The sequence below is a fragment of the Streptomyces xylophagus genome, from assembly GCF_000716435.1.
In the GTDB taxonomy this organism is placed as follows: Bacteria; Actinomycetota; Actinomycetes; order Streptomycetales; family Streptomycetaceae; genus Streptomyces; species Streptomyces xylophagus.
The window spans coordinates 1-12,349 of sequence record NZ_JNWO01000039.1 but is presented as its reverse complement, the minus strand read 5'-3'; the positions used below and the strand labels follow the sequence as shown (position 1 = coordinate 12,349).

Below are 12,349 nucleotides of genomic sequence, written 5' to 3'. Positions count from 1 at the left end.
AATGAATGCGGAACCCCTGATCAGGGCGGTTGTCGCCGCAATGATGCTGTTGGAGGAATCCGAGCCGGACGAAGTGGACCCGGATACAGCTGTCCGCGGCCTGGAAAGCATGGGATACGAACTGCTCAAGCTCACGCAGGCGGAGCGGCTCGAATTCATGCAACTACTGGACAGAGTGGCCTCGGCTGAATCCGATCCGCATTCTGCGGAATTCATCCGAAGGGTTCCTTTCAGTATTGGAATGACCGAAAGCGAGTGAGGCGCGGGTTGGGCGGCCCCTCACTGGCGCCCTAACCGCTCCCGCCGCGCCTGCCGGTTGTCCGTGACCGAGTCCAGGGTCCGGCGATCCGTGCCGGGTTCCGCCGACGGCCCGCCGAGCAACAGCACAGGAAGAAACGCATGTTCAGACGCACGACCTCCCGTATCGCCCTCGCGACGGCCGTTGCCGCCGCGCTCATCGGCGGGCTGGTCACCCTCTCGGTCGGCGCCGCGAGTGCCGCCACCCCCGCCAAGTACGCCGATGACTTCAACGGTGACGGCTACCGCGACTACGTGGTGGGTGACAGTGGTTCGTTCACTGTGACGTACGGGACGGCGAGCGGGCCCGGGAGCATGAGCAGGACGATCACGCAGAACAGCCCGGGGATACCCGGGAAGTCCGGAGACGCCGGGGGATACGTCGACGCGTTCGGCGAGTCGCTGGCCACCGCCGACTTCAACCGGGACGGGTACGCCGACCTCGCCGTCGCCGACAAGACCGAGAAGGTCGCCACGCGGGCCGCGCAGGGCACCGTCACCATCGTGTGGGGATCGAGGTCCGGCCTGTCGTCCAGTGCGACCCGGCTCCCCCTCAGGTCACCCCACGCCGACTACGAGTTCGGCTGGTCCCTCGCGGCCGGCGACTTCGACGGCGACGGCAAGCCGGACCTCGCGGTCAGCGACATCGAGAAGGTGTACGTCTACCGGGGCGGCTTCTCGAAGTCCGGCACCACCGGCAAGGTCACCACACACCGTCCCCAGCCGAGCGTCACCCACGTGTTCGAGCCGACCGGCCTGGTCGCCGGCAAAGTGACCAAGGACAAGGCCACCGACCTGTACGTGCTCGGCCAGGGCGAGAAGAACGGCCGTATGACGCAGGCCGCGTGGTTCCTGCAGGGCGGTTCCACCATCAAGGCGGGCACGTTCACGACGTACGACACGACCGCACCGGACTGGAGCCCGACCGGCGTCATCGCCGACTTCGACAAGAACGGCTACGGCGACCTCGCCGTCAGCGACACCCCGTACAACAAGCACGCCGGATCGGTCGTCGTGCTGCGCGGTGGAACGAGGGGAGCCGCGAGTTCATACCGTCTCAGCCAGTCCACCGCCGGTGTCGCCACCGCCGCCGCCAAGGACGAGCAGTTCGGTGTCTCCGTCTCGGCGGGCGACACCGACCACGACGGCTACCCGGACCTCGCGGTCGGCGTGCCGTACGAGAAAGTGGGCTCCGCGAACGGGGCGGGCGGCGTCCACGTCCTGCGCGGCGGCCGGAGCGGTCTGACCGGCGCGGGTTCGCGGTGGTTCAGCCGTGCGACAGCGGGTGTGCCGGGCAACGCCGTGTCGCAGGCGGCCTTCGGTATCCACGTCCGACTCCGCGATGTGAACCGGGACGGCTACGCCGACCTCCTGATCTCGGACCAGTACGAGAACTACGACACCAGCGTTCTGCTCCCCGCCGGGACGACCGGCGTGACGGCGTCCGACGCCCGGGAACTGTCCGTGCGCGCGGACTTCCCGCAGTAACTGCCCGAAGCCGACTACCGACTACCGGCTGGCGGTGAACGCGGCCCAGGCGGTGACCTCGACGCAGGCGCCGCCCTCGTCGTTGCTGTAGCTCGACTTGAACCACTGAAGTCCGGTGCTCATTGGTCTCCTGGCTATTGCCCGACTGAAAGCTGCGAAGGGGCCGAACTGATATGGCGGATGTGCGGGTTACCTATGACCCGGTGGTCAATGCGGCCTATGTCTACTTCACGGAGCCGCAGGTGACCGTCCCGTCCGCGCGCATGTATCCGTGCGATCCGATCGACGTGGACGGGATGATCAATTTGGATTTCGATGCGGAAGGGCGACTCATCGGCATCGAAATCCTGGCGGCCGACACAAAACTTCCCCGATACATGCTGGACGGCGCGGAGCGTTTGGAGCGGCCTTGAACCGACCCTGCCGGACAGGGGCCTAGCGGCCCAACCGCCCCCGCACCCGCCGCACTTGACGGTTGTCCGCGAGCGCGTCCAGGAAGCGCCGGCCGCCCCCGCCCTCGTACGCCGGGCCCTCCAGCCGGAGCACCGTGCCGTTGCGGACGACCGCGTACGCGATCGGGCCGGTTGTCTTCGGGAGGGTGACCGGGTGGCGGCCGGACGGGAGCTTCAGGCGGGTGGGGAGGCGGAGTTGGGCCGTGGGGGTGCCGGGGAGCAACTCGGCTTCCACTGCCAGCGTCCTGACGGTGACCTTTACCCGGGCCGGGGTGCCGTCCGCCGTCGCCGCCAAGTACGAGAGGGGCAGGGTCTGTTCACCCCGTTCGGCGTTCGTCGCGGCGGCCGTCGCCGTGTCCGGGCCGAACTTGCGCTGCCGTTGGTCGACATCGAGGGCGAGTTGACCGCTGCCCGTCCAGTACGGGAGTGAGAGTCTGCCGCCGGTGAGGGCCGGGGCCGCCGCCGGGGCACCTGCCGTACCTGTCCCCGTCAACCTCACCATCCGGTCCACGCCCAGCAGTTGGACGAACGCCCACACGTCGTGCACCCCGCGCTCCAGCGGACCGCCGCCCGCCAGCCGCTCCGGGTCGAGGCGCAGTTGCCCGGAGGCGACGAGCTGGGAACGGCCTTCGCCCAGCGGTCGTAGGTCGAGAGACAGGTCGCCCTCCGGGTACCACCAGTCCTCGCGGTCCCGGTCCTTCACCACCAGTTCCGCGTACGCCAGCCGGAAGGGGTCGGGGACCTCCCAGCCGTTCTCCGTCCCCGGTACGCCGTCCAACAGTTCGGGGTCGAGGCACTGCTTGCCGTCCCGTTCGACGAGGACCAGCGGTTCGCCGTCGCCGCGCAGCAGGTCCAGGGTGACGTCCGCGACCAGGCGGCCGTCCTCCCAGCGCAGGTCGCCGACCTCGCTGCGGGCCTTCACCTCGCGGATGCGTTCCGCGAGCGTCACCGCGCCGTCGAAGTCGCCGGACTCCAGCAGCTCGGCGCGCAGCCGGGACACCGCGGGCAGACCCTCCCGTACGGCCGGCGGGAACTCCTCCCGCGCCACTTCCCGCGCCGCCTCGAACCGCTGCCGCTGCTCGGCCGGGTCCTCGCGCAGGATCTCGGGCTCACGGGCCCGGGACAGGATCTCGACGTGGTACAGGCGGTGGAGCAGGCGGTTCTGGAGGGCGTCGATGTCCTCGGAGGGAGCGGTGCCCTCCTTGATCTGGCCGATGATCGTGCGGGTGTTGGCCCAGAAACCGTGCCGGGGGTCGAAACGGTGCCGGGTGTTGTTGCCGCCGTCGTCCCGCTTCATCCAGTAGTAGACGGGATAGTCCGCGAGGATCGCGATCCGCTCCGCCGCCAGATAGGCCGCGCTCACGAACGCCAGGTCCTCGAGAATCCACGGCCCCTCGGGGAACCGCAGCCCGTGCTCCTCGACGAACGCCCGCCGGAACATCTTGTGCGGCGACATGCTCTGCATCAGCTCGTCGTTCTCGATCGTGCAGGCGTCCACCGTGTGCCGGAACAGCCGCCGGGGCCGCACCATCGTGCTGGACATCTTGCCGAGGACGACGTCCGCGTCGTTCCGCTTCGCGTGCTCGTACAGCCGCTCCAGGGCCTCGGGCCCGAGCGTGTCGTCGTGGTCGACGAACTGGATGTACTCGCCCTTGGCGTGCCGCATGCCGAGATTGCGCGGGGCGCCCGGCCAGCCCGAGTTCGGCTGGGTGTGGACCTGGACGTTCGGGTGCCCGGCGGCGATCTTCCGCAGCCGGCTCAGCGTGTCGTCGGTCGAACCGTCGTCGACGTAGACGACCTCGTACTCGTCGGCCGGCAGGCTCTGCCCCAGCAGCGACGGCGCGCACTCGTCGACGTACTTCCCGGTGTTGTAGACGGGAACGATCACGCTGACCTTGACTCTCGGCATTCAAGGACCCTACACACCTACCTGACACGCCCGTCAAAGCACTTCTTCGTTCCCCACCTCGGCCCCATGCACCGCGCCCGCCCGGCCGGGCACGCTCATCTCGATCCGGTCCCCGATCCGCCCGCACCACGTCCGTGCCCAGGTCGTCCCGCACTCCCTGCTGTGCCGTAGCTCCATCCAGGCTCCGGTGGTCGTCCGGTGAGTGGCGAGGGTGTCCAGCTGGGGGGCGCAGCACATGGTCATCGGGTCCTTGCCTTCGCACGCCGAGCCGCAGCAGCAACAGGGCGACCACCACGCCGCCTGTCGCCACGGCGCAGACCGACGCGAGCACTGCCGGCGCGGCCACACCTCGGTGCCCGGCTCGCTTGCTCTCCGATACCGGTACGGAAGTCGAGGGCGCAGCCGGGGCCGGGAGTTGCGGCCGCGGCGGTGTCCGCCGCGCCCCCGCCGCCCGTCCGGAGGGCGAGTTCTTCGACCTGATCCTCGAACTCGGAGACTCCGCCGCCATAGGCTGTGGCACCGTGCTAGCGGGCAGGGCCCGTCACCTACCCCCGTGGTGACGGGCCCTGCCCGTGTCAGTGGGCGAGGACGACTCTGACCGGGACGTCGCGCGAGTTGGCGAGCGTCGGGCGCAGGGCGGCTTCCTCACTCGCATCGACCGAGAGCTGGTAGCGGGTCTTGTCGGCCACCCGGTTGGTGACGTATCGACACCAGTAGCCGGCCGATGGCGGCAGCCAGGTGGGACGGGGCCTGGTCGGCCTTGGACCGGTTCGAGGAAGCCGACGCCGCGATCAGCCCGCGTGGGCGCATGCCCTGCGCGCAGTCGCTGACGGCGGGGAAGACGAGGTGCAGTTGCCCCAGCCGGTGTGAACGACGGTTGGCCGTGCGGCAACACCGGGGTCGCGATCTGTTCGGCGAGCCGCGCCGGTGAGGTCGGGTGATCGAGCCCTGCACGGCCTGTGTCTGGAGGCTCCACGCACAGGCCGTAATCGTCGGACCGTCGGGTCAGACGCAGTCCTTCTTCAGTTCCGACCAGGTGTCGTAGCTGCAACTGGCATCGTCCTTGTAGTAGGTGGAGTACCAGTTGCTGCCCTTCTTGATCTGGCCGAACGCCAAGACAATGCCGTTGTCGTAGTCCTCGGCGGGCCCGGCGTTCACGCGGTACTTGGTGCTGAAGTCCACGGCGTCCCAGCCGTTCTTCCACTGTGTCTTGGTCGGCTCGGGCGAGCCCTTGCCCTGGTCGTGCTTGTTGTCCAGCCCGTCGGCCATGAAGGCGCCGATGCCCTTGGTGTTGGTCTTGCTCTTGGCGGTCACGTAGACGCAGACAAGTCGGTCGGTGTTGTAGACGTCGAGGTAGCCGATGGTCGTCTTGCCCTTTTTGATGGCTTTGTGGGCCACGTGCTTGGTGTACGGACTATCGCACTTGACGGCTGCGCTCGCCTCGGGTGCCGCCGCGACATTCAAGCCCGCCACCACCCCGAGAATGGCCAGTCCAGCCGCTGCTGGGCTACGAAACTTCACGCGAGGATCTCCTGTTGCAGAAGCGACAAAGGTGCATTAATCGACGTAAGCGGCGGAAATAGGGTCCATGGCCATCGGCATCTGTCAATCCGGAGCAACAGCTCGGAGTCAGTGGGACAGGGGTTCCGAGGCGACATGCTCGCCCCACTCCTTCGCGAACGTATGACTTCGCCAGGATGCGGGACTGCCCGCGTACCAGTCATCGCCAACGCGTACATACAAGTCTCGCCATTGCGTCTACACGATGACGGGGCATTCCTTGCTGCGGTACTCCCGCGGCGTCATCGCGTATTCACGGCGGAAGGTCCGGCTGAAGTGGGCGGTGTCCGTGAAACCCCACCGGGAGGCGACGGTGTGGACGGGCACGGTGGCCGTCGCGGGGTCGGCCAGGTCGGCGCAAACGTGCTGAAGGCGCCGGCGGCGGATCGACGCGGCCACCGAGATGCCCCGTTCCTGGAAGAGTCGGTGCAGATGGCTGACGGATATGTGGTGGGCAGCCGCCACCGTCTCCGGCGTGAGTCGGGGATCGCGCAGGTTCTGCTGGATGAAGGCCTCGATATGCAGCGTCAGCGTCCGCCGGCGGGCCTCTGGAGTGAGGCTGTTCTCCATCTCCAGCACCTGGGCAAGAGCCGCCGACAACAGATCCACCACGACGGTCCCCAGCCTGGGACCGTCGGCCGGTCCGTATGAGGCGGTGTCCGTGGTCAGTTGGGTGATGAACCCGAAGAGCAGGGCGATGATTCCCTCGCCGCCGGGCATACGCCGCGCGAGGAGCCTGTCGACGCTGTCCGGCGGCACCGACAGCAGAGCCTTGGGAACAAGGACCGAGAACCCGGTCAGGCTCCCCTTGCCCTCGTCGGTCTTGACCCGCGATTCGTTGGGCTGCGAGGTATCCAGGAGTACGAGATCGTACGGGTGGTGCGTCGCGCGGCGATCGGTTCGGCCCTGCTGCTGGATGACGTCAATGCTGCCCTGGCAAAGGAGCGATACCTGGTACGCCTCGGGATCGGACTGCCGGACGAGCTTCGGTGTCCGCCGTACGGTCACCGGTGGGGCATGCATTGACCTGACCGCCACGCTCCCGAGGCTCAGGACGCGATCGGTCACGCGGAAGTCGGACGCATGCTCGCTCGAGAGCTCCACAGGCACATGGGTCTTGAGGAGATATTCACGCCAGGCCTCGAACCGGTCCGCCACCGGTAGGTCCTCGGTCCGGAGCACCGTCTCATGCATCGCTTTCCTCCGCTTGCCATGCCGCTCCTGTCACGGTCCGGAGCTCAGCATCACAGGAGGATTGAACACCAACGTCAGCGTGGCGACTTTGCCGGGAGCCACTGGAGCCCCCGCTGGACGGGGGAGACCAGCCGGGGCCGTGTGCGGAGGGCGGTCGCCTCTCGGCGGGAGGCCCCACGGGGCTGAAGACGAGCTGGAACCAGTCCATCGACACCTGGAGAAGGCCCCGCTTGCCGACGAGCTGAGCGGGCTGAGCGGGCTGAGTGCCAGCAGGTGGGGTCGTGCCAGGAGATGGTGGACTCACTCGGTATGGGGGTGAAAACCCTGGCCCCGGGGGCGCGTTGGACGATTTCCATGTCGATGCCGAGAGTGGCGGCCACGTGGTCGATCATCTGGGTGCCGGCGGCGGAGTCCTGGACGCCGGCCGCGCCTCCGAGCCAACAGGCATCCGAAGTCACCGCCGTTGACGACCGCGGCCCGTTCTCTCGGGGGGAGAGGGCGGGCCGCGATGCGTGACCACGAACGAGTGTGCCTAGAGCTTCTCGGGCGTCCGGATACCCAGCAGATCCATCCCCCGGTGCAGCGTCCGGGCCGTGAGGTCCACCAACAGCAGCCGGTTCTCCTGCTGTTCCGGCGTCTCGGCCTTGAGGACCGGACACTGGTCGTAGAACGTCGTGAGCGTGGACGCCAGTTGGTACAGGTACGCCGTCAGCTTGTGCGGGGCGTACTCCGTCGCCGCCTCCGCGACCACCTCGCTGAACTGGTCCAGGTGCAGGCCCAACGCCCGCTCCGCCGGGGCCAGTTCGAGCTCCGGGTGGGCCAGCGGACGGGCCTCGCCCGCCTTGCGGAGGATCGACTGGATACGGGCGTACGCGTACTGCAGGTACACCGACGTGTCGCCGCTCAGCGAGACCATCTGGTCCAGGTCGAACTTGTAGTCCCGCACGGCGGACGTCGACAGGTCGGCGTACTTCACCGCGCCGATGCCCACGTACCGGCCGTTCTCGACGATCTCCTGCTCGGACAGGCCCACCTTCTCGGCCTTCTCCCGTACGACCGCGGTGGCGCGCTGCACCGCCTCGTCGAGGAGGTCCTCCAGCTTCACCGACACGCCCTCACGCGTCTTGAACGGCTTGCCGTCCTTGCCGAGGATCGTGCCGAACGCCAGCTGGTACGCCGTCACGTCGTCGTTCAGCCAGCCGGCCCGCCGCGCGGTCTCGAAGACCATCTTGAAGTGCAGGGACTGACGGACGTCGACGACGTAGAGGAGCGAGGTCGCCTTGAGGTGGAAGACCCGGTCCCTGATCGCGGACAGGTCGGTGGCCGCGTAGCCGTAGCCGCCGTCCGACTTGCGGACGATCAGCGGGACGCGGTTGCCGTCCGGGCCCTTGATGTCGTCGAAGAACACGCACAGCGCGCCGTCCGAGATCTCCGCGACGCCGGACTCCTCCAGCAGGCGGCACGTCTCGTCCAGCATGTCGTTGTAACCCGACTCGCCGACGATGTCCGGGTCCCGGATCTCCATGTCCAGCTTCTCGAAGACGGAGAAGAAGTAGATCTTCGACTCGTCCACGAACTTCTGCCACGCGGCGAGGGTTTGGGGGTCACCCGCCTGGAGGTCCACGACCCGGCGCCGGGCCCGCGTCTTGAACTCCTCGTCGGAGTCGAAGAGTTTGCGTGCCGCCTTGTAGAGCCGGTCGAGGTTCGACATCGCCTCCTCGCCGCTGATCTCCGCGCCGCCGTGGTCCAACTCGCCCGGGTGCTCGTCCAGATGCTGGATGAGCATCCCGAACTGCGTTCCCCAGTCGCCGATGTGGTGCCGCCGGACCACCGACTCGCCGGTGAACTCCAGGAGTTGGACGAGCGCGTCGCCGATCACCGCGGAGCGGAGGTGGCCGACGTGCATCTCCTTCGCCACGTTCGGCTGGGCGTAGTCGATGACCGTCGTACCCGGGTGCGCGGCGAGGGGCACGCCGAGGCGGGCCGTGTCGTCGGCGTAGCGCGCGGCCAGGTTCTCGGTGATCGCCTTGTCGGTGATCGTGATGTTCAGGAAGCCGGGGCCGGAGACCTCGATGTCCTTGATCACGTCACCGGTGGTGATGTGCGAGACGACCTGCGTCGCCAGCTCCCGGGGGTTGGCCTTGGCCTTCTTCGCGAGGGCGAGGATGCCGTTCGCCTGGAAGTCCGCTCGGTCACTCCGTCGCAGCAGGGGGTCCGCGTCCGCCTCCGGCAGGGTGGCCGAGAGGGCGTTCGCGAGGCGCTGGTGGACTAGGTCGGTGAGCGACGTGACCGGAGCCATGGGGTGGGAGCCGTTCTCCTCGTGGGTTTGGTAGACACGGTCAGTATCCCACGGGGGGTGAAGCGGTTTTTTGGCTGCGGGCCGGTGGGGGCTGGTCGCGCAGTTCCCCGCGCCCCTTGAAGGCGGCTGCGCCGCCATCCAAGGGCCGTGGGGGGGCTTGAGGCCTGGATGGCGGCGCAGCCGCCTCTCAGGGGCGCGGGGAACTGCGCGACCAGCCCCCACCGGCCCGCACCCGAAAACCCCGCCACCCCCAGGGCCCGCTTCAGAGTCACGGCCTTGGAAAAGCCGTTTTCGTGGATGTCGGGTCGCCTGGGACAATGGCAGGGTCAGTCGTGCGACCGTACCGGCTGCCCCGTGTCAGAAAGAAGGACGTGCCGATCGTGGCTCAGAGCACCGAGACCACCGACTGGGTCTCCCGTTTCGCGGATGAGGTCATCGAGGAGTCGGAGCGTCGGGCCCCCGGCAAACCTGTCGTCGTCGCGTCCGGACTGTCCCCCTCCGGGCCCATCCACCTCGGCAACCTGCGCGAGGTCATGACCCCGCACCTCGTCGCCGACGAGATCCGCCGCCGAGGGCACGAGGTCCGGCACCTCATCTCCTGGGACGACTACGACCGCTACCGCAAGGTGCCGAACGGGGTGGAGGGGACGGACGCGAGCTGGGCCGAGCACATCGGCAAGCCGCTGACCTCCGTGCCCGCCCCGGCCGGATCGGCGTATCCGAACTGGGCCGAACACTTCAAGGCCGCCATGGTCGCCTCCCTCGCCGAGCTGGGCGTGGAGTTCGACGGGATCAGCCAGACCGCGCAGTACACCTCCGGGGTGTACCGCGAGCAGATCCTCCACGCCATGAAGCACCGCGCCGACATCGACGCGATCCTCGAGCAGTACCGCACCAAGAAGGCCCCGGCCAAGAAGCAGCAGCAGAAGGCCGTCGACGCGGCCGAGTTGGAGGCCGAGGAAGGGTCGGGCGCGGCCGAGGAGGACGACGGCAGCTCCGGTTCCGCCGGCTACTTCCCGTACAAGCCCTTCTGCGGCGCCTGCGGCAAGGACCTCACCACCGTCACGGCGTACGACGACGACACCACCGAGCTGACGTACGTCTGCACCGAGGACGGCTTCACCGAGACCGTCCTCCTCAGCGAGTTCAACCGCGGCAAGCTGGTGTGGAAGGTCGACTGGCCGATGCGCTGGGCCTACGAGGGGGTTGTTTTCGAGCCCTCCGGCGTCGACCACTCGTCTCCGGGGTCCTCCTTCCAGGTCGGCGGGCAGATCGTCGGGATCTTCGGCGGCGAACGGCCCATCGGGCCCATGTACGCCTTCGTCGGCATCAGCGGCATGGCCAAGATGTCCAGCAGCAAGGGCGGGGTCCCCACCCCGGCCGACGCGCTCCAGATCATGGAACCGCAGCTCCTGCGCTGGCTCTACGCCCGCCGCCGCCCCAACCAGTCCTTCAAGATCGCCTTCGACCAGGAGATCCAGCGCCTCTACGACGAGTGGGACAAGCTGGACGCCAAGGTCGCCGACGGGTCCGCCCTGCCGGCCGACATCGCCGCGCACTCGCGTGCCGTACGCACCGCCGAGGGTGAACTCCCGCGCACACCCCGCCCGTTGCCGTACCGGACCCTCGCGTCCGTCGCCGACATCACCGCCGGAGCCGAGGACCAGACGCTGCGCATCCTCAGCGAACTCGACCCGGCCAACCCCCTGTCCACCCTCGACGAGGTCCGCCCCCGGCTGGACAAGGCCGAGGCCTGGATCAACATGCACGTCCCCGCCGACCAGCGGACCATCGTGCGCGACGAACCCGACACCGAACTCCTCAAGTCCCTCGACGAGCCCGCCCGGCAGTCCCTGCGACTGCTCAGCGACGGACTCGCCGACCACTGGTCCCTGGACGGCCTGAGTCACCTCGTCTACGGCGTCCCGAAGGTCCAGGCCGGCTTCTCCGCCGACGCGACCGCGAAGGAACTCCCGCCGGAGATCAAGACCGCCCAGCGGACCTTCTTCGCCCTCCTCTACCACCTGCTCGTCAGCCGCGACACCGGCCCCCGCCTGCCCACGCTGCTGCTCGCGGTAGGACAGGAGCGGGTGCGCAGGCTCCTGGGGGAGTAGACCCGGCCGGCTCTACGACGACGGGGGCGCCCGGTGCTCGATGGCACCGGGCGCCCCCGTCGTCGTAGCGGAAACGCTCTACGCGATGTGGTCTTCCTGGAGTTCCGCCGTGTGGCGGTTGGTGAAGCGGTTGACCATGCGGTCGGCCTCGCGCTGCGGGAGCGTGATGCCGTACGTGGCCTCCACGTCACCCCTGAACTGGCCCGACGTCGGATAGCTGCCGTCTATCGACTTCTTGAAGACGAGGTAGTAGTCCTCCTCGGTCAGCTCCGTGCCGCCGCCCTCACCCAGCTCACGGGTACGGCCGGGACCCGCCGGGATCGGGAACGTACCCGTGTCCTCGGGCGAGGGCTCCGTGACCGGCGGCTCCTCGAACTGCTGCTGAGGGAACTGCTGTTGCGGGAAAGGCTGCTGCTCGAACTGCTGCCGCTGCTCGAACCGCTGCTGCTCCTCCTCGTACTGCTGGAACTGCTCGGCCTGCTGCTGCTCCGCGTACCACTCCTGGTACGCGGCATCCGGGTCGTACGTCGGGTCGTAGCCGCCCTGGTACGCGACGGTCTGCGGGTCCCGCGCCTGGAGCCACGGGCTCTGCTGCTCGACGTAGTCCGGCTGCCGGGGCGGCTCGTTCGCGCCGGGAGCGGGGAGCTGCTCGCGGACAGGTGCCGGGTTGTTCTGCAGGGCCGGTGCCGTCGGCTCCGGCTCGCGGGACACCTCCAACTGCGGTGCCGGAGGCAGCAGTACGGGCTCGATGCCCGCCGCCGCCAGGCCCGAGGGGGCCGTCTCCGCGAGCGGGACGCCGTAGCGGGCCAGGCGCAGCGGCATCATGGACTCCACCGGGGCCTTGCGGCGCCAGGCGCGGCCGAAGCGGGAGTGCAGACGGGCCTGGTAGACGAGGCGGTCCTGCTCCAGCTTGATGACCTGCTCGTAGGAACGGAGTTCCCACAGCTTCATGCGGCGCCAGAGCAGGAACGTCGGGATCGGGGAGAGCAGCCAGCGGGTGAGGCGGACGCCCTCCATGTGCTTGTCGGCGGTGATG

The 12,349-nt window shown here is 68.5% G+C and carries 11 protein-coding genes; 4 read left to right on the top strand and 7 right to left on the bottom strand.

Features of this window, described 5'->3' with window-relative positions; translation table 11 throughout:
- The first annotated feature begins 1 nt into the window (after position 1).
- Both OO70_RS46310 and OO70_RS46305 read left to right on the top strand, forming a co-directional pair.
- A complete protein-coding gene (locus OO70_RS46310; protein ID WP_051742286.1) occupies positions 2-259 on the top strand; it encodes a hypothetical protein in 258 nt (85 codons plus the stop codon).
- A 140-nt stretch (positions 260-399) separates the two neighbouring features.
- The gene (locus OO70_RS46305; RefSeq protein ID WP_043686332.1) at positions 400-1,785 is read left to right on the top strand and encodes an FG-GAP and VCBS repeat-containing protein; all 1,386 of its coding nucleotides are present in this window, start codon (positions 400-402) and stop codon (positions 1,783-1,785) included.
- Positions 1,786-1,806: 21 nt separating this feature from the next.
- Here OO70_RS46305 and OO70_RS53265 read toward each other — a convergent pair whose 3' ends face one another.
- A complete protein-coding gene (locus OO70_RS53265) occupies positions 1,807-1,908 on the bottom strand; it encodes a DUF397 domain-containing protein (protein ID WP_078651837.1) in 102 nt (33 codons plus the stop codon).
- A gap of 50 nt (positions 1,909-1,958) precedes the next feature.
- Between OO70_RS53265 and OO70_RS46300 the strand changes: the two genes are divergently transcribed.
- A complete protein-coding gene (locus OO70_RS46300; protein ID WP_043686330.1) occupies positions 1,959-2,198 on the top strand; it encodes a DUF2283 domain-containing protein in 240 nt (79 codons plus the stop codon).
- Between the two features lie 22 nt (positions 2,199-2,220).
- Here the strand turns inward: OO70_RS46300 and OO70_RS46295 are convergent, their stop codons facing one another.
- From OO70_RS46295 to argS, 5 genes are all read right to left on the bottom strand, one after another.
- Entirely contained in the window at positions 2,221-4,146 is a 1,926-nt protein-coding gene (locus tag OO70_RS46295) for a glycosyltransferase family 2 protein (protein ID WP_043686327.1), read from the bottom strand.
- A gap of 33 nt (positions 4,147-4,179) precedes the next feature.
- A complete protein-coding gene (locus OO70_RS56405) occupies positions 4,180-4,494 on the bottom strand; it encodes a DUF2690 domain-containing protein (RefSeq protein ID WP_407702896.1) in 315 nt (104 codons plus the stop codon).
- Between the two features lie 657 nt (positions 4,495-5,151).
- Entirely contained in the window at positions 5,152-5,544 is a 393-nt protein-coding gene (locus OO70_RS46285; protein ID WP_158711609.1) for a hypothetical protein, read from the bottom strand.
- Positions 5,545-5,904: 360 nt separating this feature from the next.
- A complete protein-coding gene (locus tag OO70_RS46280; RefSeq protein ID WP_043686322.1) occupies positions 5,905-6,900 on the bottom strand; it encodes a helix-turn-helix domain-containing protein in 996 nt (331 codons plus the stop codon).
- A 532-nt stretch (positions 6,901-7,432) separates the two neighbouring features.
- Positions 7,433-9,199, bottom strand: coding sequence for an arginine--tRNA ligase (gene argS, locus OO70_RS46270; RefSeq protein WP_043686318.1), 1,767 nt, complete (start codon positions 9,197-9,199; stop codon positions 7,433-7,435).
- 371 nt (positions 9,200-9,570) lie between these two features.
- On the opposite strand from argS, the gene lysS reads away from it, so the two are divergent.
- Entirely contained in the window at positions 9,571-11,313 is a 1,743-nt protein-coding gene (gene lysS, locus OO70_RS46265) for a lysine--tRNA ligase (RefSeq protein ID WP_043686315.1), read from the top strand.
- A 78-nt stretch (positions 11,314-11,391) separates the two neighbouring features.
- On the opposite strand, the gene OO70_RS46260 is transcribed toward lysS, so the two are convergent.
- On the bottom strand, positions 11,392-12,349 hold a 958-nt coding region (locus tag OO70_RS46260), incomplete at its 5' end, for a DUF2637 domain-containing protein (RefSeq protein ID WP_043686313.1).